Source organism: Lelliottia sp. EB106-05-01-XG201, assembly GCF_058791735.1.
Window position 1 is genome coordinate 1,764,862 of sequence record NZ_JBYTDV010000001.1, and the last position, 24,558, is coordinate 1,789,419.

The window sequence follows — 24,558 nt, forward strand, 5'->3', positions numbered from 1 at the left end:
TTTTAGTGTACTTGAGTGGGGGATTGTCCGTCAGGCCCTGCATTTTCACGCAGGCGTTGCAGCGGGTCCTGCTGGTAAAAATGGCAAAAACGCTGCCACAGCGCCGGGAAACGTGGGGCGAACAGTTCGGGCGCGCTGAAGAAATATTCCGACAACACGGCAAAGCACTCCGCCGGATCGGTCGCGGCGTAAGCATCAATGCTGGCCGCACTTTCGCCGACCAGATCGATCTCATCCTGAATGTTATTCATCGCTGCGTGCAGATCATGCTCCCAGCCCGCCACTTCCCGCAGAGGAATAAAGGGCACGCCGCTGGCGCGATCGCCGTTGCGGGTATCGAGCTTATGGGCCACTTCATGAATAATCAGGTTAAAACCGGAGGCGTCGAACGAGTCCTGGATGTCCAGCCAGTTGAGGATAATCGGGCCCTGCTGCCAGCTCTGCCCGGACTGTACGACGCGCTGATTGTGCACCAGCCCAATATCATCTTCCCACTCGTCATCGACCACGAAAGGCGCGGGATAGATCAGCACTTCATGGAAGCCGTCGAGCCACTCAAAGCCCAGCTCAAGCACAGGCAGGCAGAAGAGGAGGGCGATACGCGCGCTTTTTAGCGCATCCAGCTCAAAACCCTGAAGCGGGACGAGGCGTTTTTGCTGTAAAAAACGATCGGCTAACTGAACCAGTCGGGTTTGCTCATCGGGGTCAAGACTGGCGAGTACCGGAATAGCCAGCGCCTCTTCCCAGGGAAAAGTCGTGTTCGGTGCGGTTTCGTTCGATTTCCAGGGCCACTTAATCATCGCTTCGCTCGCAAACTCATCACTTGAACATAAATGCAGGATAAGGAACTTTTAAAATGCCAAATTACCTGGCATCATGGCAACCACTAAAACGGAGAGATGCCAGAGCGGCTGAATGGACCGGTCTCGAAAACCGGAGTAGGGGCAACTCTACCGGGGGTTCAAATCCCCCTCTCTCCGCCATTTCCTTGCTTTATCGTCATACCCATCATCAGACATCCCGCACCGCCCTCATTCTGACTGAGATCGGAACCAGGATGCGCCGGAAGTTCGCAGGAGTCTAGCCTTACTACTTTTTCAAGTCATTGATGTTTTATGTAACTTGAGAGAGATATCTAGCTTTTAACGCTTTTATCACCTTTTCAGACCGCCCCTTTGCCATACTGGTGCCGACACAGCGTCCCGACATTGCGCTTGTGACTTTTGGTGCCCGTGTGCAGGTAGAGCGGTTTGGCCTCATGCACCCAAAAGCTGTCACCTGCCTGCATCTGCTCATTAAATATCGTCGCCTCAGGATACAGCGCGCGCAACCGACCGCTGCTCAGGCCAAACCACTGGCGTGAAACCGCGCGTAATTCCTGCGTGGTCAGAAGCTTGCCGCCGAGACGGGCGCAGTGCTCACGTGCGCTGGCGAAATTTTTATCCAGAACGCCATCCCCCGTCAGCCAGGTGTCGACGAAAAAGTCGTGGCTCTGGGTATTGCCGGTCTTGAGATTTTTCAGCGTTAGCGTCATGGCTCTTTCATCGGCGCGCGGCTGGCGGACCATCTGCAGCTTTACGCGTCCCTCCGCTGGCTGCGGTTTAATCACCATCCAGTCGTGATTCACGCTAAATTTGACGTCGTTGAGATTGAGCGATTCACGGGTGCTGCTCATCGTGACATAAGCCCCGGTAAACCCCGCGCTCAGCATATCCACCGTTCGAAATCCTGGCATGCTGGGTGAGTGAAAACTGATATGACGGAGGTAGTCAGGGGCCACAGGCTCCGCCAATACGCTCAGCGGGAGCAGCAGGGGGAGCGTCGCGGCGGCGCGGCGGAGAATATTCATGACAACGATCCCTCCAGTCGGCCAGCGGAGACTTCCCGGTCAAGCACGCGGGCCTCTTTATTCTGAATCGTGCCTGCGGATTTCAGCACAATAAAGATCAGCAGCGTACAGGCGAGAAAGGCGGCTAAATAATATCCGCTCATCAGCAGATACCCCGCCAGCGAGATATAGATCAGTCCGCTCACGGCGCTGGTCAGGGCCACATTGACGGCCACTTTTTCGCTTCGCCTGAAGGAGACGCCAATCAGCGCGGCGATAAAGATCAAACTGAGGACAACGCCCACGGCGGGAATGCTGCAGATTGCTGCCGCGATGATAAACAGCAGCGTCTGATATTTGCGCAGCAGGGGTTTGTTGGCAAAGAAGTCGGTTTCATAGAGGGTTTGCGTGGAAATGTTAAACAGTCGTACCAGACGCTGTTTTCGCAGTAACAGACGCACGCGTTGACCGGTTTTGAGTTGCTTCAATACGTTCGCCGGGATCTCAAAGACTTCCCTTTGCTCGCCGCATCTGAGGACAACAGAATTCCACTGGATGTGTTCAATCTCGCCGATCAGGAGTTTTTTTTCCATTTACCATTATCATCGTTAACAGAGTAACTGCTTGAATTTCCTGCGCCCGATTGTAGGGAATCGAGCCTGTAGAAATGTAAATAACTCTGCGGGATTCATAAGGTATTGTGGAGATTGTTCAGGGCGGGAGACCCGGCCTGAAAAAACTTGAAGGCCCGGCAAACGAGGTGCCGCCGGGCGAGGGTTTCAATCAGCGCTGCGCACAACCCGCGCACTGCTTGTTCTGGATTTGCTGGAAGAAGTCGTTGCCTTTGTCATCCACCAGGATAAACGCCGGGAAGTTCTCGACTTCGATTTTCCAGATCGCTTCCATACCCAGTTCAGGATAAGCCACGCACTCCAGACTCTTGATGCTGTTCTGCGCCAGCACCGCTGCCGGGCCGCCGATGCTGCCGAGGTAGAAACCGCCGTGCTTATGGCAGGCGTCCGTCACCTGCTGGCTGCGGTTGCCTTTCGCCAGCATCACCATGCTTGCGCCGTTTGCTTGCAGTAAATCCACATACGAGTCCATACGACCCGCGGTGGTTGGGCCTAAGGAGCCAGAGGCGTAACCTTCTGGGGTCTTCGCAGGGCCAGCGTAGTAGATCGGGTGATCTTTCACGTACTGCGGCAGTTCTTCGCCGTTATCCAGCAGCTCTTTCAGTTTCGCATGAGCGATATCACGCGCCACGATAATGGTGCCGTTCAGGGACAGACGAGTCGAAACCGGATGGGCAGAGAGCTGCGCCAGGATCTCACTCATCGGCTGGTTCAGGTTAATGCTGACCACTTCGCCTTCACCCTGCTGACGCAGTGATTCAGGAATGTACTGGCCCGGATTGTGTTCTAGTTTTTCAATCCAGATCCCGTCGCGGTTGATTTTCGCTTTGATGTTACGGTCAGCCGAGCAGGAGACGCCCATGCCGACAGGGCAGGAAGCGCCGTGGCGCGGGAGGCGGATCACGCGGATATCGTGGGCGAAGTATTTCCCGCCGAACTGCGCGCCTAAGCCTAAGTTCTGCGCTTCCAGCAGCAATTCCTGTTCCAGCTGAACATCGCGGAACGCCTGACCGTGCTCGTTACCTTCCGTCGGCAGGCCGTCGTAGTAGCGAGTCGAAGCCAGTTTTACGGTTTTCAGGGTGCTTTCCGCGGAAGTCCCGCCAATCACAAAGGCGATATGGTAAGGAGGGCAGGCCGCTGTCCCCAGGGAACGCATCTTCTCGACCAGGTAATTTTTCAGTTTGGCCGGGGTGATCAGCGCTTTGGTTTCCTGATAGAGATAGGTTTTGTTCGCGGAGCCGCCGCCTTTCGCCATGCACAGGAACTTGTACTCATCCCCGTCCACGCTGTAGAGATCGATCTGCGCCGGCAGGTTGGTGCCGGTGTTCACCTCTTTATACATATCCAGCGCGGCGTTCTGAGAGTAGCGCAGGTTATCTTCGATGTAGGTGTTGTATACGCCCTGGCTCAGGGCTGCTTCGTCACCGCCGCCGGTCCAGACGCGCTGGCCTTTTTTACCCATGATGATCGCCGTACCAGTGTCCTGACAGGTCGGCAGCACGCCTTTGGCCGAGATTTCAGAGTTGCGCAGGAACTGCAGGGCGACGTATTTATCGTTCTCGCTGGCTTCCGGGTCATTCAGGATCGCCGCAACCTGTTTCTGGTGCGAAGGGCGCAGCATAAAGGCCGCGTCGTGGAACGCCTGCTGAGCGAGTAACGTCAGGGCTTCGGGCGCAACCTGGAGAATTTCCTGGCCGTTGAATTCCGCCACAGAGACGTGCTCTTTGGTCAGCAGGTAGTATTCGGTGTCGTCATGGGCGAGAGGGAACGGATTCTGATAGTAAAAGGCTTTGTTCGACATTGCGTATCACTCCATAAAATTAAACCGCCGGAGAGTGTGCCCCGGCGGTTATGAATCAGAACATCATGGACATCCACGGATAACCAATCAGCAGCAGGGCCGCCAGGAAGATGGCGCCAAAGATAGTCCCGAGACGCCAGTAATCTTTGGTCGGCAGGTAGCCGCTGCCGTAGTAAATCGGGCTTGGGCCGGTGCCGTACGGGGTGATGATCCCCATGATACCCAGAGAGGTCACCATCAGCAGGACGAACACTTCCATGTTGATGCCTGGGATGGTGGCGGCGATGGTCAGCATCGCTGGCAGCAGCGCGGTGGTGTGCGCGGTAGTACTGGCAAACAGGTAGTGCAGCAGATAGAACGCCAGCAGCAGGACGATAGTCGCCACACCCGGCGAAATACCGCTCATCAGCAGGCCGCCTTCTTTACCCAGCCAGGCGATGAAGCCGGTGGAGGAGAGGCCGTCCGCAAGGGCGACTAAGGTAGCGAACCAGACAAAGGTGTTCCACGCGGCTTTGTTGCCGGTGATGTCGTTCCACTCCAGCACGCCGGTCCACAGCATCAGGCCCACAATCAGCAGGGCAGCCAGGGCCGGTTCAATCCACGCGGCGGCGAAAATCCACATCATCAGCGCACAGCAGACGAAGACCAGCAGCAGGATTTCGTTACGCGACAGTTTGCCCAGTTTCTCAAGCTCACGACAGGCCCACAGCGGCACTTCGTCGTTGACTTTGACTTCTGGCGGGTAGAACCAGTAGGCCAGCAGCGGCATCACCAGAATCAGCAGCACACCCACCGGCAGGAAGGCGATGAACCAGGTGCCCCATGAGATGTTGATGCCCACAATGCTTTTCACCAGCGCCAGGGCCAGCAGGTTAGGGGCCAGCGCAGAGAGGAACATAGAGCTGGTGATACAGGCCGCGGTGATCGCCACCCACATCAGGTAAGAGCCAATTTTGCGCGAGCTCGGGTCGTTTGGTTTTGAACCGTACAGCGGCGGCAGGTTAGCGATAATCGGGTAGATTGTCCCGCCGCTGCGCGCCGTGTTGGATGGGGTGAACGGCGCCAGCAGCAGATCCGCGAAGGTGATGGCGTAACCGAGCGTCAGGCTGCGACGGCCAAGATATTTCACCAGAATCAGCGCCAGACGGCGGCCGAAGCGGGTTTTATCGTAGCCCGCGGCGAACATGAATGCGCCGAAAATCAGCCATACGGTGGAGTTACCGAAGCCGCTCACCGCCCATTTAAAGGAGGCACCGGCCAGCTTGAATTTCGGGTCAGCCAGCTGTTCCGGGCTGAACAGCACCCACTGGCTGCACAGGGCGATGGCGACGACGCCGGTCAGGCCAATGACGGCACCCGGCAGCGGTTCGAAGATCAAACCGACGATCACGCCGACAAAGATCGCGAAATAGTGCCATGCATACGGCGGTAATCCTTCAGGCACCGGCACAAACAGGAGCAGGACGGCAACGATAATGGGCAGCGCCATCATCAGCAGACGTTTGTTGTTTCCGTCTTTTGGCTTGCTCGCCACTGGGGGCGTTACAGCAGTTTTATCATTCATAGGATTGCTTCTTAAGTTGTCAAAAATTCGGGTGATAAAAAGCACAGCGCGACTTTTTTAATTTATTTACTTTCTTTAGTTTTAAAAGGTGCGTTGTGGTTATTTCGTAAAAGGCTATTTAACGCATTTTGCGAAGCGCTAAATTAAAAATTAATGATGTTTATATACTGCGCCTTTCGATGCCAGTGGAATTGATCGCGATCAATAAAATAGAAATGCAGAGGAGTTTTTAAGCTATTTATAATAACCCTATTGAGTTATGTGGATATTATCCGTTTTGTTTGGTTGGCTGCACTTAACAGATATTATGCGCAAACGGTTATTAATTTAATTATTCACTAAAAACAGCGCCTTAACTCTGGTATAGGTTGTCCGGAGAAGTAATCAAAAAGTTAACGTTGTTTATATTATTGTGAACACGACACCCTAATATCAATAACACCAATGTAGTAATAATGTTATTGAAGGGATTAAATAGTTTTTTAACTAACGTAATAACTTTCGTAACTAAAAATATCGTTATATTAATACCATGACATCGGCAAAAAAATTAACCAGAAACATAATCCGATAAAGAATTCTCAGATTTCAATTTTAAAGTTTGGAGTTTCTATTATGAGCACTAACGAACGAATTCTTAGTCCTTTCACATTACCGAATGGTACCGAACTCAAAAACCGTCTGTTAATGGCACCGATGACCACCTGTACCGGGTATTACGATGGTACGGTGACCAGCGAGCTGGTGGAATACTACCGCGCCCGCTCCGGCAGCATCGGCACCATCATCGTTGAATGCTGCTTTGTCGACGATCTGGGCCTGGCATTCCCTGGTGCCATCGGCATCGACAACGACGAGAAAATTGCCGGGCTGGCAAAAATTGCCGACGCCATCAAATCCAAAGGCTCAAAAGCGCTGCTGCAGATCTACCACGGTGGCCGCATGGTCGACCCGAAACTGATCGGCGGTCGTACTCCGGTCGGCCCAAGCGCCGTGGCTGCACCGCGCGACGGCGCCGCCACGCCGGTGGCGTTAACCACTGAAGAAGTCGAAGGCATGATCGGCAAGTTCGGCGAAGCGGTTCGCCGTGCGATTCAGGCCGGCTTCGACGGCGTCGAAATTCACGGCGCAAATACCTATCTGATTCAGCAGTTCTACTCCCCGAACTCCAACCAGCGCGACGACGAGTGGGGCGGCAGCCGCGACAACCGCGCTAAATTCCCGCTGGCAGTGCTGGAAATCACCCACAAAATGGTTCGCCAGTACGCGGATGACGCTTTCATTATCGGCTATCGCTTCTCGCCGGAAGAGATGGAAGTCCCGGGCATCCGTTTCGACGACACCATGTACCTGCTGGAAAAACTGGCCGCCCGCGGTCTGGACTACCTGCACTTCTCCGTTGGCGCAACGCTGCGCCCGTCCATCGTCGATACGCAAGATCCAACCCCACTGATTGAAAAATATTGCGCCATGCGTTCTGAAACGCTCGCGCAAATTCCGGTGATGGGCGTGGGTGGCGTGGTGAATGCTTCTGACGTCAACGAAGCCCTGGACCACGGTTACGATCTGATTGCCGTGGGCCGCGCGACTATCGCTTATCCGGACTGGACCGACCGCATCGGCTCCGGCGAAACCCTCGAGCTGTTCATGGACAGCACCCAGCGCGAAGCGCTGAACATCCCGGAACCGCTGTGGCGTTTCTCGCTGGTGGAAGCGATGATCCGCGACATGAGCATGGGCGAATCAAAATTCAAAGCGGGTGTGTTTGCTGAAACCGTCCAGGACGACAGCAACGAGCTGGTGATCAACGTCAGCCTTGAAACCGACCGTATCGCCGATATCGAACTGGCGTCCGGCCCGACGCAGGACGTGGAGTTTGTCGCAAGCTTCGAAGAGATCCGCAGCCGCATTCTCGACGCCAACACCCCGCACGTGGACGCCATCACCGGCGCGACCAGCCAGAGCGAAGCGGTGAAAAAAGCCGTATCCAAAGCGATGGTCAAATCCAGCAAAGTGCTGGCGGCGGAAGAGGGCGTGGACCCGAACGCAGCGAAACAATTTGACGTGGTGGTTGTCGGTTCCGGCGGCGCAGGTCTGGCGGCGGCGATTCAGGCGCACGACGAAGGGGCCAGCGTCCTGATCGTGGAGAAAATGCCAACCATCGGCGGGAACACTATTAAAGCTTCTGCCGGGATGAACGCCGCAGAAACCCGCTTCCAGCGCGTACAAGGCATCCAGGACAGCAAAGAGCTGTTCTACCAGGAATCCCTGAAAGGCGGCCACAACAAGAACAACCCGGAGCTGCTGCGTCGCTTTGTCGAAAACGCGCCAGAAGCGATTGAATGGCTGGCGACCCGCGGGATCATGCTCAACGGCATCACCACCACCGGTGGGATGAGCATCGAACGTACGCACCGTCCAAAAGATGGTTCTGCGGTGGGCGGATATCTCATCAGCGGCCTGGTGCGTAACGTCACCAAACGCAACATCGACGTGATGCTCGATACTTCCGTCAGCGACATTATTTTTGAAAACGGCGAAGTGACCGGGGTGCGTCTGACCACCGAAGAGAACGAAACTGTGACCGTTTCAACTCGCAGCGTGATCATGGCGACCGGCGGTTTCAGCGCCAACAGCAGCATGGTCGTCAAATATCGCCCGGATCTGGACGGTTTTGTCACCACTAACCACAAAGGTGCCACCGGCGGCGGTATCGCGCTGCTGGAACGTCTCGGCGCGGCGACCGTGGATATGGGCGAAATTCAGATCCACCCGACCGTGGAGCAGAACACCTCGTACCTGATTTCCGAGTCCATCCGCGGCGGCGGCGCAATCCTGGTGAGCCAGAAAGGGAGCCGTTTCTTCAACGAAATGGAGACCCGCGACAAAGTCTCAGCGCAGATTATTGCCCTGCCAGAGAAATACGCCTACATCGTGTTTGATGAGCACGTTCGCGCGAAAAATAAAGCCGCGGATGAGTACATCGCCAAAGGTCTGGTGACCAGCGCCAGCTCGCCAGAAGCGCTGGCCGAAACTTTAGGAATGGATAAACAGACCTTCCTCGACACCCTGGAGCGCTACAACGGGTTTGTGGCAAAACAGCACGACGATGATTTTGGCCGCACCACCGCGCTGCGTGCGCCGATCAACGAAGGCCCGTTCCACGCGATTCGTATCGCCCCGGGGGTACACCACACCATGGGCGGCGTGACCATCAACACCGAAACCTGCGTGCTGAACAGCAACAAACAGATCATTCCAGGCGCCTTCGCGGCGGGTGAAGTGGTCGGCGGCATCCACGGTGGGAACCGCATCGGCGGTAACGCCGTGGCAGATATCATTATTTTTGGTACCCTTGCCGGACACCAGGCGGCGATGCGCGCGAAACAGTAGTATCAATGCCCGGCGCTTGCCGGGCACGGTTTTGTAGGCCGGATAAGCGCAGCGCCATCCGGCAATTTAACCGAGGAGCATTGCCATGTCTGACGACCATCGCGTCTACAGCTACACCGCCACCCTGATGGGCTCCCCCATTCTTCTGAAGCTCTTCTCGAACAACGAATCGCTCGCCTCGCGGGTGTTTCGCCTCATCAAACAGTACGAAGATCTGCTCACCGTCAACCGCGCGCCGTCGCAGGTGATGGGCATCAACCACGCCGCCGGAAAACACCCGGTCAGCGTCAGCCGTCCGGTGTATGAACTGATCCGCGTCGCCAAAGCTGCAAGCCTGATTGAGAACAGCGCCTTCAACCTGACGATTGGCCCGCTGGTGAAGCTGTGGAAGATTGGTTTCCAGGGCGACAGCGTCCCGCCCGCCGATGAGATCGCGGCGCTACTGACAATCACCGATCCAGCGGAAGTTGTGCTCGACGACGCGGCCAGCAGCGTGTTCCTGACTAAATCAGGCATGGAGATCGATCTCGGGGCCATCGCCAAAGGCTATATCGCCGATCGGGTGCGGGATTACCTGCGTAAAGAGGGCGAAACCCTCGGGCTGATTAACCTCGGGGGCAATATTCAGACGCTGGGCGCGCCGGAAGGGGGCTGGGCTTTGGGGATCAAAACGCCGTTCGGCGGGGCTGACGAACTGATCGGCACGCTGAATGTGGAGAATAAATCGGTCGTCACATCGGGCACTTACGAACGCTTTTTTGAACGGGACGGAAAGCGCTATCACCACATTCTGAACCCGCGCACGGGCTATCCGCTGGATAACGAACTCGACAGTGTGACCATTATCTCGACGAACTCCATCGACGGGGATATCTGGACCACGCTGATCTACGGGATGGGCGTGGAGAAGGGCTGTGCCGCGCTGCGCGCGCGGCCTGATATCGAAGCGGTCTTCGTCACAAAAAGCAAAGAGGTGGTGGTCTCCTCAATGCAGCATTTCCGCTTTACGCTTCTGGATAACCGCTATCGCCTTACTGGCAATACTGTCTGAGCAGCCCGACCTGTTCCGGCTGCAAACGGTAGCGATACACCGGGCGTCCGGTAGCACCGTAATGAATGCTGGTGAACAGGATAGTAATCTGCGCCAGCCAAATCAGATATTTACGACAGGATACGCGGGAAATACTGACCGCGTTCGCCAGGTCATCGGTCGAAAACTCCGCGTCAGGATGGGCATCAATCCACTGACAAATGGTGCGCAGGGTCTGCGGCGTTAAGCCTTTCGGCAGACGCTTGCTGTCCGCCAGCTCCGGCGCGCCGCCGTGGAGCAGACGATCCACATCCGCCTGCTCATAATATTGATGCGCGCCCATCAGCTGCTTCTTCTCCTTCCAGCCGTTCAGCGCTTCTTCAAAGCGCGGGAACTGGAACGGCTTGATCAAATAATCCACCACGCCGTAGTGCATCGAGGTCTGAATGGTGGTCGCGTCCGACGCTGATGAAATCATGATCACATCAATCGGGCGGCCCGAGGCGCGGATAATCGGCAGCAGATCCAGCCCGTTATCCTGCTGCATATAGACATCGAGCAGCACCAGGTCGACAGGCTGGGCGGGATTATTAATCACCGCTTCGGCCTGATTCAGCGTAGAGGCCACGCCGCAGCAGCTAAATCCCTCAACCCGGTTCACGTACAGACGGTTAAGGTCGGCCACCATGGCATCATCATCGACAATTAAGACATTTATCACGCGATTTTCCTCTCGCTATCCCAGGGGATCTGTACAAAAAATTGAGTAAATACGCCAGGCTCGGATTCGACGGCAATCTCACCGCCCAGTTTTTCGAGCTGCTGGCGAGCAAGGAAAAGCCCCACGCCGCGGTTTTCACCTTTGGTGGAAAAGCCCTTCGTAAAAATATGTTCCAGTCGTTCATGCGCAATGCCAGGACCGTCGTCGCTGATTTCACAGCTTAGCCAGCCGTTTTGATAATGCATCAGCAGGCCGACTTCGCCCTCGGGCTGGCCGGTCATGGCGTCCAGCGCGTTTTCGATCAGATTGCCGAGCACGGTAATCAGCACCGTCACTTGCTCGGTGTTCGGCGTGTCCGGCACCAGACACTCTTCCGCCAGCGTCAGGGTAAAGCCCGCCTCCTTGGCGCGGTTGATTTTGCCGAGCAGGAACCCGGCAATCACCGGTGATTTAATTTTATGCTGAATCGCGCCGATATCGGTCTGATAATTCTGCGCGGTCTGAATGACATACTCCTCGAGCTTGTCATAGCGCTTCATGTGCAGCAGACCGAGGATCACATGCAGCTTATTCATAAATTCATGGGAGTGAGTGCGCAGGGCGTCGACATAGCTCACCATGCCATCCATTCGCTGCATCAATTCCCGCACTTCGGTTTTGTCACGGAAGGTGCTGATCGCACCAATGACCGCGCTCTGGCTTCTGACCGGGAAGGTGTTGCACAGCAGCAGACGCCCGTTGCAGTCGATCTCCTGATCCTGCAAGGCTTTGCCGGTTTGCGAGACGCGCCGCAGAGAGGCGAGCATCGGCATGTGGCGCGGCTCGTCCGTATTGCCCGCAGGCAGGAGGAGGATCTGGCGGGCGGCGTGGTTAATCATCGTGACGCGCCCCTCGCTGTCGACGGCAATGACGCCTTCTTTCAGGGATTGCAGCATCGCCTGACGCTGTTCAAAGAGGGTGGAGATTTCATAGGGCTCCAGCCCGAACAAAATCCGCTTCAGAAGATGCACCAGCCCCCAGGTCCCCAGCGTGCCCATCAGCGCGCTGAAGAGTATCGCCCAGATGGCACCCCAGCGGCTGCGGCTGATCTGTTCATCCACTTTGTTGAGCGAAATCCCAATTGCGACCACACCAATCTGCTGGTGCTGATCGTTATAAACCGGAGTGAAGACGCGTAAGGCTTCGGCCAGTACGCCGTGGTTGACCGCCACATTTTCCTTCCCTTCCAGCGCCGGTCTGATGTCTTCGCCGATGAAGCGTTTGCCGAGCAGGGTGTTATTCGGGTGAGAGTAGCGCACGCCCTGCATATTGGTGACGACGGCGAAGAGCAGATCGTTGCGGCGGGTGACGGCATCGGCGACGGACTGAATGGGGCTATTTTCAGGAGAGTGCTGTAAGCCGCGTTTGACATCGGGGCTGTCGGCAAGCGTACGGGCAATCGCCAGAGCGGTATCTTTCACGCCGTCGCGCGTGGCGCGGGTGACTTGCACAAAATAGAGCGCAAAAATCACCAGTAACACCGACCCCATCACGCCGCACACCATCAGGGTGACCAGAGTGTTGAGTTTCATCGGGCGCTTGCGCGTCGTGGTTAAAGGCTGCAAATCGCTCATCGAAACCCCGTGGATAATTAGAAAGGGGTAATTATCGCTGATGACGGCGCTTTCTTAAAGCGATGTAAAAGCTGACGAATGCTGCTCTTTTCGTGACCCCCCTCGCAGGTCATCCATATAAAACACTTTATAGTGTGGGGGAATTCATAACAAGGAGGCAGTTTATGAGCGTTAAGCTGAACGGTTTGGTCACGGAGAGACGCCACGCGGATACGGCGGATATCGACAGGTTGTCGACCCTGGACATGCTGAATGTGATTCATCAGGATGATAAATGCATTACCGACTCCATTACTCCTTTTGTTCCCGTCATCGCCCGCGTGGTGGATAACGCGGCGGCCACTCTGAGCCATGGCGGACGGCTGTTCATTGTCGGCGCCGGGGCATCGGGTCGCGCAGCACTGCACGCGGCGCTGGAGTACGCCCCGGGCAAACATCCGGTCATTGGTCTTGATGCCGGAGACGGCGCGGGAAATTACGATCGTGGGGTGGCCGATCTGCAGGCCATGAATTTTGGCGAGCACGACATGATGCTCGCGCTTTCCGTCAGCGGCAAAACGCCATGGGTCTGGGGGGCGATGCGCCACGCCTGGTCCCTGAGTTCTCCGGTTGCCATCATCACCAGCGATGAACAGAGCGAAGCTGCGCAGCTGGCGAGCATGATTATCGCGCCACAAACCGGACCAGATGTGGTGGCGGGCTTTAACAACGCCAAAGCGGGCATGGCGCAAAAACTGATCCTCAATATGATTGCGACGGGACTCGCCGTTCGCACCGGTCGGGTTTACAGCAATATGCGCGTGGACCTGGAAGCGAAAAGCATCAAGTGGGCCGAACGGCAGATCGCGATTGTGATGGAGGCGGGCGGCTGCACGCGCACGGTTGCCAAAGCGGCGCTGGAAAGCTGCAACCACCACTGCAAAACCGCCGTGCTGATGGTGATGACTGGTCTGGACGCCTGGCAGGCGCGTGAATTGCTGGAGCAGAATAACGGGTTTATTCGCGTGGCGTTGCAGGAAGCGCCGTAACCGCTTGAGCTTGTGAACAAAAAGGCCGCAGATGCGGCCTTTGGTGTTTTTAAGATTCTGATTTTTACTTGCGTCCGATCAACTTAAGATAAATCCCTCGACCTTTACCATCGCATGACGACGCAAAGAGTGCCAAAATGTGACTTTATTCACACTTTTGTGCTCGCAATGTGAGAGCGGTAACGCCATTACCGCGGCAGTAAAGGTTAAACATGGAACAGAACAACTCGCGTGGCCTGGGAGGCAAACTCGCCCTGTGGGCGTTTTACACATTTTGCGGATACTTTGTCTGGGCGATGCTCCGCTATCTGTGGGTGGTCAGCAAAATTCCCTCCGCGCCGAATATGGTCGTCGAGGGCGATTTAGGATCGACCAGCGGGAAGTGGCTCGGGGCGTTTCTCGGTTTCCTGGTGCTGGGCTCGGTGGGCGGCATTCTGGGCGCTATCGCCTGGTACACGCGCCCGCGCGACGACAACGAGTGATTGGCCTGCGGAAAGTTGTTAAGGTGAGCGTTTCGTAAAGGAGAGATCATGGAACTTGCTCACTGGCCGCAACGCTTCGAAGCCTGGTTAACGGAACATCACGAAACCGATGACGCGGCGCATGACATTTCACATTTCCGCCGCGTGTGGATGACTGCGCAGCGGATGATGGACGGGCAAGCCGTCGACGCGCTGGTGGTCCTCACGGCCTGTTATTTCCATGACATCGTGAGCCTGGCGAAAAATCATCCCCAACGCAGCCACTCTTCAAAGCTTGCGGCGCGCAAAACCCGGCAGATCCTCACGGACGATTTCCCGGATTTCCCCGACGCAAGCATTCCTGCGGTTGAACACGCCATCGAAGCGCACAGCTTCAGCGCGGGAATCGCGCCGCAGACTCTTGAGGCCAAAATTGTTCAGGACGCGGACCGGCTGGAGGCCCTCGGCGCGATCGGTCTGGCGCGCGTCTTCGCCGTATCGGGTTCACTGGGTGTGGCGCTGTTCGATGCCAACGATCCCTTTGCCGATGCGCGCGACTTAAACGACAAACAGTTTGCCCTCGACCATTTTCAGACCAAGCTGCTGCGCCTGCCGGAGACCATGCAGACCGAGATGGGCCGCGAGCTGGCCCGTCACAACGCCAACTTTTTAGTGCAGTTTATGGCGAAACTGAGCGCCGAGCTGCGGGGCGATTGTCTCGGGATGGATACGCAGGCGCTGAGCCGATTCCAGCGCGATGTGTAAAGCGGAACTATGGTAATCTGTCCCCAGTCTCTTTTGCCCGGTTAAAGGTATGCAGGAAAAACGATCAGTGATAGCGCCCGCACTTCTGCTGGCAGAGAAATCCACGGCCACGGTGCAGGCGTTATTGAGCAAACTGCTGACCATCTATGATGCGAAAACCCTGGTCAATGAGCTGAATGCGCAGGGTGAAAGCCACTGGAGCCCGGCAATCCTCAAACGTCTGGTCACCAGCGACAGGGCAGGGCACCGCCTGAGCGAGCGGGAATTTACCTACCTGCAAAACCTGCTCCCGCGCCCACCGGCTATTCATCCTAATTATGCTTTCCGCTTTGTCGATCTGTTCGCCGGTATCGGCGGGATCCGCAACGGTTTTGAGGCCATCGGCGGCCAGTGCGTGTTTACCAGCGAATGGAACAAACACGCGGTGCGCACCTACAAAGCTAACTGGTATTGCGACCCGCACACGCACCATTTCAACGAAGATATCCGCGACGTGACCCTGAGCCACAAACCTGGCGTCAGCGACGACGAGGCGGCGGAGCACATTCGACAAAATATTCCTCAGCATGATGTGTTGCTCGCGGGCTTCCCGTGCCAGCCGTTCTCGCTGGCGGGTGTATCGAAAAAGAACGCCCTGGGCCGCGCTCACGGTTTCGCCTGCGATACGCAGGGCACGCTGTTTTTTGACGTGGTGCGGATCATCGACGCCCGTCGACCGCCGATTTTTGTGCTGGAAAACGTCAAAAACCTCAAAAGCCACGACGGCGGGAAAACCTTCCGCATCATCATGCAAACGCTGGATGAACTGGGCTATGACGTGTCCGATTCGCAGGACATGGGCGCGGACGATCCCAAGATTATCGACGGCAAACACTTCCTGCCGCAGCACCGGGAACGCATTGTGCTGGTGGGCTTCCGCCGCGATCTGAACCTGAAGGGCAACTTCACGCTGCGCGATATTCCGTCGCTCTATCCCGCGCATCGACCTTCCATTGCCGAGCTGCTCGAACCGGTGGTGGACGCCAAATTTATCCTCACGCCGGTGCTGTGGAAATACCTTTACCGCTATGCCAAAAAACATCAGGCGAAGGGCAACGGCTTCGGGTTTGGCATGGTCGACCCGACTAATCCGCACAGCGTCACTCGCACGCTGTCAGCCCGCTATTACAAAGACGGTGCCGAAATCCTGATCGACAGAGGCTGGGATAAAGCGCTGGGCGAAGTGAATTTCGACGACCCGAACAATCAGCAACATCGCCCGCGCCGCTTAACGCCGCGCGAGTGCGCGCGTCTGATGGGCTTCGAATCGCCGCAGGGCTATCGCTTTCGCATTCCGGTGTCGGATACCCAGGCCTATCGCCAGTTTGGCAACTCCGTGGTGGTGCCGGCCTTTGCGGCGGTGGCAAAACTGCTCGAGTCGCGGATCAAACAGGCCGTCAAACTGCGTCTGGGCGAGGCCGTCAATGACGGATGTGCACAGTAAGGCGACGCGCAGTAAAAACATGCGTGCCATCGGCACGCGTGACACCGCGATTGAAAAACGGCTGGCGGGGCTGCTAACCCAGAGCGGTTTTGCGTTTCGCGTGCAGGATGCGGCGCTGGCCGGCCGCCCCGATTTTATCCTCGACAATTATCGTTGCATCATCTTCACCCACGGCTGTTTCTGGCACCATCACGACTGTTATCTGTTTAAAGTCCCGGCGACGCGCACCGAGTTCTGGCTGGAAAAAATCGGTAAGAATGTGACGCGCGACCAGCGGGATATCACCACGCTGATGACGCAGGGTTGGCGGGTGTTGATTGTCTGGGAGTGTGCGCTGCGGGGCAGGTTAAAGCTTGATGACGCTGCGCTGATTGAGCGGCTGGAAGAGTGGATCTGCGGCGGTGGTCAAACCGCGCAGATCGATACGATGGGGATTCACACCCTTACGGTTTCTCCACCTCACACGCCGTAACCACCGCTTTCGCCGGGAACAGATACTTCCCAAGCGTCACCAGCACCACCGCCATAATAATCACGCCCAGCGCCAACCATTCCACAGACGATAAAACCTCGCCTGCAAAGGTGGTGCCCAGCAACACGGCCACTACCGGGTTGACGTAGGCGTAGCTGGTGGCAACGGCGGGGCTGACATTGCGGATCAGGAACATGTACGAGTTGATAGCGATAATCGAGCCAAAAATGGCCAGATAACCGACAGCCAGGAAACCGGAAAGCGTCGGCATCGTGGTGAGTTTTTCACCGGTGAGGGTCGAGACGATAAGCAATACAATGCCCGCCGCCAGCATCTCTATGGCACCGGCCATCATCCCGGAGGGCAACTCCACTCTTGAACCCAACACCGAGCCAAAGGCCCAGCTCATGGAGCCAATCAGGATCAGCACCGCGCCCCACGGATTACCGCTCAGGTTGCCGCCGCTGTTAAGCAGAATAATCCCCGCCAGACCAATACCGATCCCCATCCACTCCAGCTTGCGGGTGCGGATGCCGAACAGTCGGCTAAAGCAGAGGGTAAACAGCGGCACCGTGGCGACCACGACCGCCGCAATACCGGACGGCACGTTCTGATGCTCCGCCACCGTCACACCGCCGTTACCGACAGCTAACAGCAGCAGGCCGATCAGCGCCGCGTTCATCATCGGGCGCAGCGGCGGGAGTTTATGCCCGCGCATCAGCAGAAATGCCAAAAGCAGCACACCGGCAGAGAAGAAACGCACGCCCGCCATCATCAGCGGTGGCCAACTTTCCACGCCGATACGAATCACAAAGTAGGTCGAACCCCAGATGATGTAGAGCGAAAACAGCGCTCCAATAAGGGGTAATAATTGCCGGAAACGCATAATCCCTCACAGCGATTTAAAAAGGTCGCTCATAGTAAACGTGAAAACTATCGGGCTGGCGAGTCCTTTAATTGTGCCAATGGTGTGAATTATTTGTTGACTTGCGGTGCCTGTTTCAGGGTTTCGCTTTTTGCTCCATACTATTCACTTAATTATCAAAATAAGAAGGATCAGATTTTGGCAGGAAGTAGCTTATTAACATTACTCGACGATATTGCCACCTTGCTGGATGACATTTCGGTGATGGGAAAACTGGCCGCCAAGAAGACGGCCGGTGTGCTGGGAGATGACTTGTCGCTCAACGCGCAGCAGGTGACGGGCGTTCGCGCCAACCGCGAGCTGCCGGTGGTGTGGAGCGTGGCGAAAGGGTCCTTTATCAACAAAGTGATCCTGGTGCCGCTGGCGCTGCTGATCAGCGCCTTTATCCCGTGGGCGATCACCCCGCTGCTGATGATTGGCGGCGCGTTCCTCTGCTACGAAGGCGTTGAGAAGGTGCTGCACTCCTTCGGCTCGCACAAGGACGAAGAGACCCCGCAGGCCCGGCAGCAACGCTTGGAAGCGCTGGCCGCCAAAGATCCGATGGCCTTCGAGCGCGATAAGGTGAAAGGGGCGATCCGCACGGACTTTATCCTCTCGGCGGAAATCGTGGCGATCACACTTGGGATTGTGTCGGAATCACCGCTGCTCAACCAGGTGCTGGTGCTCTCCGGTATCGCGATTCTGGTCACCGTCGGCGTGTATGGCCTGGTGGGCGTGATCGTGAAGCTTGACGACATGGGCTACTGGCTGGAGAAAAAATCCAACGCCCTGGCGCAGGCGGTCGGCAAAGGTCTGCTGGTCCTGGCCCCGTGGCTGATGAAATCCCTCTCGATTATCGGCACCCTGGCGATGTTCCTGGTCGGCGGTGGGATCGTGGTACACGGCATCCCGGTTCTGCATCACGCCATTGAACATTTCAGCGCGGAATTCGGCGCCATTGTCGCGGCGGTACTGCCGATGGTCGCTAACCTGGTGATTGGCTTTATCATCGGGGCCATCGTCATTGCGGCGGTAAAGGGCATCGAAAAAGTGCGTGGAGTTTCGCACTAATTGCCCCATCGGCGACTACGCAAAAACGCCATTCCTCGTCTAGATTGAAACAGTTTCACCCTGATACTGGAGGCGGATATGGTCTTTGTGGTCAGTGATGAAGTTAAGCCGAAAAACGGTGGTCCATCGATGATTGTCACCGGCTATTCCAGCGGTATGGTGGAGTGCCGGTGGTACGACGGGTACGGCATCAAGCGGGAAGCGTTTCGTGAAGACGAGCTTCTGCCCGGTGACGGACGACAACGGCGAGAAACGGCTTAATCACGCAACGCCCGGCATGTCCGGGCGTTTTTGTTGACTATCCTCAAGCGCGGTGCTTGTCTTAAGATATCGGAACCGCCGGGCGTGGCTTTTGTGCGGGTGATGCAAGTTTTCAGCAGGGAGTGTCTGTGCAGCGCGATGTCTATAAAGCCAAAACGCATTTTCTTGAACGGTTACGTCACCAGCCCGGGAAAATCGTTAATCTCTGTTTTGTGGTTGTCCTTATCTTTTCAACGATCCTCACCTGGCGCGAAGTGGTGGTGCTGGAAGATGCTTACATCTCCAGCCAGCAAAATCACCTGAAAAATGTGGCCAGCTCCCTCGACCGGCAGCTCCAGTTCAGCATCGATAAACTGCTCTTTTTTCGCCACAGCATGGGCGATGCGCTGCAAACGCCGCTCGGCTTTCGCGTGCTGCAGGATGCCGTCACCAAATTTAACCGTCTGCGCAATCAGCCGTTCTGGCAGCTGGATGTCGATCAGCAGCGCACGCTGCCGATAAGCGGCGTCTCAGACGCGACGGTGGAGCGCACCACGCTACTGGCGCGCGACGGTCAGCGCATCGGCAACGAGCTCTCTGCCGCGCTGGAGGTGGGTTATCTGCTGCGTCTCGCCACCTCGACCACCGGCAAGGAGAGGCGCGTCTCTTATGTCTCGCGCGCCGGTTTTTTTCTCTCCACCGATCCTTCGCCTCTTGATTACACGATTGTCTCCCGTTATTACGACCTGGTGACGCGCCCGTGGTTTACCCAGCAGAACGAGCGGCAAAACCGCTCGCGCGGCGTGCGCTGGTTTATGGCGCCCCTGTCCGACGACCGCGAGGAGAGGGTAATCACCGCCAGCCTGCCGGTCTATCAGGATCACTACTGGTACGGCGTGCTGGCGATGGATTTCACCCTCCCGACCATGAAGCAGCTGCTGACGGAAGCCGTCGATCGCCGCACGGACGGAGAGTATCAGCTGTATGACAGCCGCCTGAATCTGATCACCACCTCCGAGCCGCCGGACGGGCTGGTCAATCAGTTTGACGAACTCGAGCGGGCGCAGATTGCCCATGCCATCGAAAGCGATACCCAGGGCGGCATTCGCCTGAACTCGCGCTATATCAGCTGGGAGCGACTCGACCATTTTGACGGCGTGGTGCTGCGCGTGCATACCTTGCAGGAAGGGGTAAACGGGGATTTCGGCAGTATCAGCATCGCGCTGGCGCTGCTGTGGGCGCTCTTTACGGCGATGCTGCTGATCTCCTGGCTGGTGATTCGCCGGATGGTCAGCAACATGTCCAGCATGCAAAACTCTCTCCAGTGGCAGGCGTGGCACGACCCGCTGACGCGGCTGAACAACCGTGGCGCCCTGTTTGATCGGGCCAAAACCCTGGCGCAAGAGTGCCGTGAGCAGAACATTCCTTTCTCGGTCATTCAGCTCGATCTGGACCATTTCAAAAGCATTAACGACCGCTTCGGCCACCAGGCCGGGGACAAAGTGCTGTGTCACACCGCCGGACTGATCGCCAGCGCCCTGCGCAGCAGCGACGTCGCCGGGCGCGTCGGCGGCGAAGAGTTCTGCGTGGTGCTGCCGGGAGCGACCACCCGGCAGGCCGCCGAAGTGGCGGAGCGCATTCGCGCCTGTATCAACCGCAAAGAGATTCTGGTGAGGAAAAGCACCACCACGCGGATCAGCGCCTCGCTGGGCGTGAGCAGCACGGAGGAGAACGAGAATTCCGACTTCGAGCAACTGCAGTCCATTGCCGATGCGCGCCTGTACCTGGCGAAACAGCAGGGGAGAAATCAGGTGGTGTGGCGCGACGCCGATAAGAAATGATCGAGTCCTTCACGCCAGCCTTCCGGTCCCGGTTGGGTGGTGTGGTAGACCCGCTCAGGAATATCTTCCTGGAGCTGAATACCGTGGCGGTTAATGCCTTTCACCACCACGGCGTAATCGACGTTATCGAGCAGGGGGGCGTCGTTGGGTCCGTCGCCCAGCCCGATCGTCGTCGGCACAAAACCCTCGCGTTTGCGGTACTCATCAATCAGCCAGTTGACCGCCTGATCTTTCCCGCCGCGCGCATCCAGAATGTGCCAGAAGCGTGCGCCCTGCACGAACTTCAACCCGAGCTGCACCAGCTCAGATTCAAACTGCGTCATCCGCTCGTCGCTGTCGCGCCAGATGAGGGTAATTGAGGCTTCGTGCAGACGGGCCAGCGCCGAACGCTCGCGGTTCAGCCCGGTCCACTCGCCGATCACCCGTTCGTCGACGTCATCGAAAGTGGTGAATTTATACCCGCTACGTTCACGAATGGGATCGATGAGGCTGCGGATTTCACTGTGCGGCGTGCCGTTGATCAGGCGCGGGGCATTGGGGTGATCGTCCCAGCGCACATCCAGCTGGATCACCGCCCCGTTTTCGGCAATAAAGGGCAACCCTTCCAGCCCCAAATCCTGCTGGATTTCGAGGGTCTCCGCCGCCGTTTTACTGCTGCATAAAATGACCGGGATCTGATGGTCCTGTAGTTTATCCAGCCAGGGCGCGGCAGGTCGCCAGTCGTAGGTGTGGATATCCAGCAGCGTACCGTCCAGATCGGTAAATATCAGCAGTGTCTCCTTAAGTAAGGACATAGCGTCTCCTGAAGCCTGTGTGCCTGAGATTAATCCTAAAACCGGGGAGGCATAAGCTCTCCCGTTTTCGGAACCGATCCCGCTGACCCGCATGCGGCAAGGGCCGCGATTCATAACTAAAACTGAAGGTTGTGACGGAAATCATTTTCGACAGGAATATATCCTTGTCATGCAATTTTATTGGGGATAAGGTAAATCCCACATCAGATTTCCTGGTGTAACGAATTTACAAGTGCTTCTTGCATAAGCAAGTTTCATCCCGGTCATCCCCATGACCGGGATTTTTTTCGCCTCAACGGTTCACTTCGCTGATGCTGAAATCATGAATATCCAGCTCAAACGCCTCGGCCAGCTCGCGGTAAGTGTGATAGTCACGCCCGTCGATGCTCACGCGCGTAGGGTCTTCCTCCGAGCGGCGCACTTCGCCTTCGCTGATTTCATTAATCGCGGCCAGCAGGGCATCGACATCGACGCTAACTTCGCGTTTCGCGGTGTCGCTGTACTCTTTCGCGGTCTTCATTCCTCGTACCTCATTTCGCCGTCTTCAGGGTTAAGTATAGACTGCCCACAAAAGCGTCACTCACGCGTGCACCCGCTGCCAGTTGCTGCGTTTTGTTCTACACTGGCTCAAAACCACAGGAGGATTTTATGAAGGTCAACGATCGGGTCACCGTCAAGACGGACGGCGGACCGCGCCGCCCAGGCGTAGTACTGGCAGTGGAACAGTTTAACGAAGGCATCATGTATCTGGTGTCGCTGGAAGATTACCCGCTCGGCATCTGGTTCTTTAACGAGATTGGCCATTCTGACGGGATCTTTGTGGAAAAAGCGGAATCTGAATAATGGCGCGTCGGGTGAGGGCGAACTTACCCGGCCGTTAAACGAAAAATCTCTGGCCAGGCCAGAGATTGATATTGTGTGAAGAGTTTAAGAATTAGCGCATATTGACAAAAATACCGTTGGTCACATTATCCGTCAGACGAACAACATGATAGATGACCTGTTTATTATGCGTTTTTATTTTCCTTTTAATATTACCCTTATGTGACGAAACCGTTTTTGCTTTGATGTTCATCTGGTCGGAAATTTGAATTGTGCCCTGTCCGGCCATCCACATTCGCAGCATACTTGATTCAGTGCGGCTTAATGATAGCGTGGGTATGTTAAACTCCGCTACACTCTTTGTCTCTTTATTCAAATAATCACCCAAAATGTCATCCAGCGACTCGGGCTTAATTGATTTAGAACTGATTAATAGGTTTTTACGGACTAACAGATATTCATCGAAATGGATATTTGCGATCGCCATAAAAACAATAAACAGGGTTTTAGGATGTTGATTAATGATCTGCTTGATGTGCTGACTGTTGGCTGGATCGTGAATGAAACAGTCCTCATTAATAAACACCACGCCGGGCTTGTAAGTATCACAAGCGGCTTCAAGTTCACCAACATCATGCACATCGTTGATGTCTCGCTTTTTAACCCCTCTGCTTGCCAGGTACCCGGTTAGCCCTAGCCGGGTGTAACTGCATAAATCCATAATGATCGTTGACATGGCATACCCTCACTCAATGCGTAACGATAATTCACCATCTGCCTGAGAGCTCATAAACAGCCATACGGGATGGAAACGGTTATTAACCTGTGAGCAAAACAAAGACTTTCAGGCGGACTCACTATCCCGTAAAGTTACGTATAATTTGCCAGGAATCATCTTAAAGTAAAGTAAATGTTGAGTATTGTGAGGGGCATAAAAACAAATAAACCGCACCAGATATATCCTGGTAGATGTTTTTCATGTTTTATTTTAGGAATATCCTCACAGAGACAATATAAACATCAGGGATTAATATTTCTGGGTAGCTCGTGAACAATATCCGTCAATAAAGTAAACAATTCGCCAAATAAATGTTCGCAGAAGGGGGCGATCAGGGGCATTAACAGGGCCATCAATATCAGGCCGACGGTCAGGGTGACCGGGAAGCCAATGACAAATACCGACAGCTGCGGCGCCATACGGTTCAGGAGTCCCAGCGCCAGGTTCACCGTGAGGAGCAGGGTGATGACCGGCAGGGCCAGCATCAGACCGTTGAGGAAAATCAGCCCGGCGGCGCGCACCAGCGCGAGGAAGGCGTTGCTGTTGACCGGGTTACCGCCAATCGGCAGCGTGTGGAAAGTATCCACCAGCATTGAGATCAGCCACAGGTGACCGTTGAAGCTCAGGAACAGCAGCATCGCCAGCATATCGATGATACGCGCCAGCACCGGCATGTTGAGGTGGCTCGCCGGATCGATGAAGGTGGCGAAAGAGAGCCCCATCTGCAGGCCGATAAGTTCACCGGCGGTTCGTACCGCCGCAAACGCCAGCTGCATGGTAAAGCCAATCGCCACGCCGATCAGGATCTGCTGCAGCGCCATCCAGACCGCCTGAGGAGAGAAAATCGGCACGTCAACGGGCGGCAGCGTCGGGGCAACCACAAAAGTAATCGCCATCCCCAGACCGATTTTCACGCGTTTGGGGATCGATTTTTCACTGAAGATGGGCGCACTCATGATCAGCGCCATGATGCGCAGCAGCGGCCAGAAGTAGAGGCCGAGCCAGCCCATGAACTGATCGCTGGTGAAATGTAGCATTCAGCCCGTCAGCCGATGATGTAGGGCAGGTTGGTAAACAGGTTGCGCATGTAGTCCAGCAACAGGTTCAGCATCCACGGCCCGGCAACGATAATGGTGACAAACACAGCGATGATTTTCGGAATGAACGACAGGGTCATTTCGTTAATCTGCGTCGCCGCCTGCAAAATACTGATAACAAGACCGGTGATCAGAGCCACCAGCAGAAGAGGAGAGGCGACGGAGATGGCGATTTTCATCGCCTCCGTGCCCATCATCATGACCGATTCAGGAGTCATTG

At 55.9% G+C, this 24,558-nt stretch carries 24 protein-coding genes and 1 tRNA gene; 12 read left to right on the plus strand and 13 right to left on the minus strand.

The window, feature by feature from the left end:
• Positions 1 to 2: 2 nt before the first annotated feature.
• Complete coding sequence (gene mtfA, locus AC3WS9_RS08185) at positions 3 to 800, minus strand: DgsA anti-repressor MtfA (RefSeq protein ID WP_285144154.1); 798 nt, start codon at positions 798 to 800, stop codon at positions 3 to 5.
• A gap of 93 nt (positions 801 to 893) precedes the next feature.
• Between mtfA and AC3WS9_RS08190 the strand changes: the two genes are divergently transcribed.
• Positions 894 to 983, plus strand: a tRNA-Ser gene (locus tag AC3WS9_RS08190).
• Between the two features lie 179 nt (positions 984 to 1,162).
• Here the strand turns inward: AC3WS9_RS08190 and AC3WS9_RS08195 are convergent.
• The 4 genes from AC3WS9_RS08195 to AC3WS9_RS08210 form a co-directional block, all read right to left on the minus strand.
• Complete coding sequence (locus AC3WS9_RS08195) at positions 1,163 to 1,849, minus strand: hypothetical protein (protein WP_492487711.1); 687 nt, start codon at positions 1,847 to 1,849, stop codon at positions 1,163 to 1,165.
• Positions 1,846 to 2,421 carry a hypothetical protein gene (locus AC3WS9_RS08200; RefSeq protein ID WP_492487713.1) on the minus strand — a complete coding sequence of 192 codons (576 nt, stop codon included), beginning with the start codon at positions 2,419 to 2,421 and terminating at the stop codon, positions 1,846 to 1,848. The genes AC3WS9_RS08195 and AC3WS9_RS08200 overlap by 4 nt, the downstream gene beginning before the upstream one ends.
• Positions 2,422 to 2,611: 190 nt before the next feature.
• The gene (gene fumA / locus AC3WS9_RS08205) at positions 2,612 to 4,261 is read right to left on the minus strand and encodes a class I fumarate hydratase FumA (protein WP_285149397.1); all 1,650 of its coding nucleotides are present in this window, start codon (positions 4,259 to 4,261) and stop codon (positions 2,612 to 2,614) included.
• Between the two features lie 55 nt (positions 4,262 to 4,316).
• Positions 4,317 to 5,825, minus strand: a complete 1,509-nt coding sequence (locus tag AC3WS9_RS08210) for an anion permease (RefSeq protein ID WP_282495373.1) — start codon at positions 5,823 to 5,825, stop codon at positions 4,317 to 4,319.
• Between the two features lie 615 nt (positions 5,826 to 6,440).
• Between AC3WS9_RS08210 and AC3WS9_RS08215 the strand changes: the two genes are divergently transcribed.
• Positions 6,441 to 9,218, plus strand: a complete 2,778-nt coding sequence (locus tag AC3WS9_RS08215) for a flavocytochrome c (RefSeq protein WP_492487716.1) — start codon at positions 6,441 to 6,443, stop codon at positions 9,216 to 9,218.
• Between the two features lie 85 nt (positions 9,219 to 9,303).
• Positions 9,304 to 10,269, plus strand: a complete 966-nt coding sequence (locus AC3WS9_RS08220; RefSeq protein WP_492487718.1) for an FAD:protein FMN transferase — start codon at positions 9,304 to 9,306, stop codon at positions 10,267 to 10,269.
• Here AC3WS9_RS08220 and dcuR read toward each other — a convergent pair.
• A complete protein-coding gene (dcuR, locus tag AC3WS9_RS08225) occupies positions 10,250 to 10,969 on the minus strand; it encodes a two-component system response regulator DcuR (RefSeq protein ID WP_282495376.1) in 720 nt (239 codons plus the stop codon). The two genes, AC3WS9_RS08220 and dcuR, sit on opposite strands and share 20 nt — an antisense overlap.
• Positions 10,966 to 12,582, minus strand: coding sequence for a sensor histidine kinase (locus AC3WS9_RS08230; protein ID WP_492487720.1), 1,617 nt, complete (start codon positions 12,580 to 12,582; stop codon positions 10,966 to 10,968). Before AC3WS9_RS08230 ends, dcuR begins: the two co-directional genes overlap by 4 nt.
• Before the next feature lie 164 nt (positions 12,583 to 12,746).
• Here AC3WS9_RS08230 and AC3WS9_RS08235 point away from each other — a divergent pair, with 164 nt between their 5' ends.
• From AC3WS9_RS08235 to AC3WS9_RS08255, 5 genes are all read left to right on the plus strand, one after another.
• Positions 12,747 to 13,610: an N-acetylmuramic acid 6-phosphate etherase gene (locus AC3WS9_RS08235; protein ID WP_492487722.1), complete on the plus strand. Its 864-nt coding sequence runs from the start codon at positions 12,747 to 12,749 to the stop codon at positions 13,608 to 13,610.
• A gap of 212 nt (positions 13,611 to 13,822) precedes the next feature.
• Positions 13,823 to 14,092, plus strand: a complete 270-nt coding sequence (gene drpB, locus AC3WS9_RS08240; RefSeq protein ID WP_285144163.1) for a cell division protein DrpB — start codon at positions 13,823 to 13,825, stop codon at positions 14,090 to 14,092.
• Positions 14,093 to 14,140: 48 nt separating this feature from the next.
• Positions 14,141 to 14,836 carry a phosphohydrolase gene (locus AC3WS9_RS08245; protein ID WP_492487724.1) on the plus strand — a complete coding sequence of 232 codons (696 nt, stop codon included), beginning with the start codon at positions 14,141 to 14,143 and terminating at the stop codon, positions 14,834 to 14,836.
• A 49-nt stretch (positions 14,837 to 14,885) separates the two neighbouring features.
• Entirely contained in the window at positions 14,886 to 16,319 is a 1,434-nt protein-coding gene (locus tag AC3WS9_RS08250; protein WP_492487726.1) for a DNA cytosine methyltransferase, read from the plus strand.
• On the plus strand, positions 16,300 to 16,791 hold the full coding sequence (locus AC3WS9_RS08255; RefSeq protein ID WP_492487728.1) for a very short patch repair endonuclease: 492 nt from the start codon (positions 16,300 to 16,302) through the stop codon (positions 16,789 to 16,791). Before AC3WS9_RS08250 ends, AC3WS9_RS08255 begins: the two co-directional genes overlap by 20 nt.
• Here the strand turns inward: AC3WS9_RS08255 and yedA are convergent.
• The gene (yedA, locus tag AC3WS9_RS08260; RefSeq protein ID WP_492487730.1) at positions 16,763 to 17,677 is read right to left on the minus strand and encodes a drug/metabolite exporter YedA; all 915 of its coding nucleotides are present in this window, start codon (positions 17,675 to 17,677) and stop codon (positions 16,763 to 16,765) included. The two genes, AC3WS9_RS08255 and yedA, sit on opposite strands and share 29 nt — an antisense overlap.
• Positions 17,678 to 17,854: 177 nt before the next feature.
• Here yedA and AC3WS9_RS08265 point away from each other — a divergent pair, with 177 nt between their 5' ends.
• The 3 genes from AC3WS9_RS08265 (at position 17,855) to dgcQ (ending at position 20,847) form a co-directional block, all read left to right on the plus strand.
• Entirely contained in the window at positions 17,855 to 18,766 is a 912-nt protein-coding gene (locus AC3WS9_RS08265; RefSeq protein ID WP_285149415.1) for a DUF808 domain-containing protein, read from the plus strand.
• Positions 18,767 to 18,844: 78 nt separating this feature from the next.
• Complete coding sequence (locus AC3WS9_RS08270; protein ID WP_282495385.1) at positions 18,845 to 19,027, plus strand: YodC family protein; 183 nt, start codon at positions 18,845 to 18,847, stop codon at positions 19,025 to 19,027.
• Between the two features lie 128 nt (positions 19,028 to 19,155).
• Positions 19,156 to 20,847: a cellulose biosynthesis regulator diguanylate cyclase DgcQ gene (gene dgcQ, locus AC3WS9_RS08275; RefSeq protein ID WP_492487733.1), complete on the plus strand. Its 1,692-nt coding sequence runs from the start codon at positions 19,156 to 19,158 to the stop codon at positions 20,845 to 20,847.
• Here dgcQ and AC3WS9_RS08280 read toward each other — a convergent pair.
• Positions 20,814 to 21,641: a mannosyl-3-phosphoglycerate phosphatase-related protein gene (locus AC3WS9_RS08280; protein ID WP_285144176.1), complete on the minus strand. Its 828-nt coding sequence runs from the start codon at positions 21,639 to 21,641 to the stop codon at positions 20,814 to 20,816. The two genes, dgcQ and AC3WS9_RS08280, sit on opposite strands and share 34 nt — an antisense overlap.
• Positions 21,642 to 21,933: 292 nt before the next feature.
• Positions 21,934 to 22,161, minus strand: a complete 228-nt coding sequence (gene yodD / locus AC3WS9_RS08285; protein ID WP_282495388.1) for a YodD family peroxide/acid resistance protein — start codon at positions 22,159 to 22,161, stop codon at positions 21,934 to 21,936.
• 128 nt (positions 22,162 to 22,289) lie between these two features.
• Between yodD and dsrB the strand changes: the two genes are divergently transcribed.
• Positions 22,290 to 22,484 carry a protein DsrB gene (dsrB, locus tag AC3WS9_RS08290; RefSeq protein WP_181826524.1) on the plus strand — a complete coding sequence of 65 codons (195 nt, stop codon included), beginning with the start codon at positions 22,290 to 22,292 and terminating at the stop codon, positions 22,482 to 22,484.
• A 91-nt stretch (positions 22,485 to 22,575) separates the two neighbouring features.
• On the opposite strand, the gene rcsA is transcribed toward dsrB, so the two are convergent.
• From rcsA to fliQ, 3 genes are all read right to left on the minus strand, one after another.
• The gene (rcsA, locus tag AC3WS9_RS08295; protein WP_282495389.1) at positions 22,576 to 23,199 is read right to left on the minus strand and encodes a transcriptional regulator RcsA; all 624 of its coding nucleotides are present in this window, start codon (positions 23,197 to 23,199) and stop codon (positions 22,576 to 22,578) included.
• A gap of 284 nt (positions 23,200 to 23,483) precedes the next feature.
• The gene (fliR, locus tag AC3WS9_RS08300) at positions 23,484 to 24,278 is read right to left on the minus strand and encodes a flagellar biosynthetic protein FliR (RefSeq protein ID WP_282495390.1); all 795 of its coding nucleotides are present in this window, start codon (positions 24,276 to 24,278) and stop codon (positions 23,484 to 23,486) included.
• An 8-nt stretch (positions 24,279 to 24,286) separates the two neighbouring features.
• Positions 24,287 to 24,556, minus strand: coding sequence for a flagellar biosynthesis protein FliQ (gene fliQ, locus AC3WS9_RS08305; RefSeq protein ID WP_282495391.1), 270 nt, complete (start codon positions 24,554 to 24,556; stop codon positions 24,287 to 24,289).
• Positions 24,557 to 24,558: the final 2 nt, after the last annotated feature.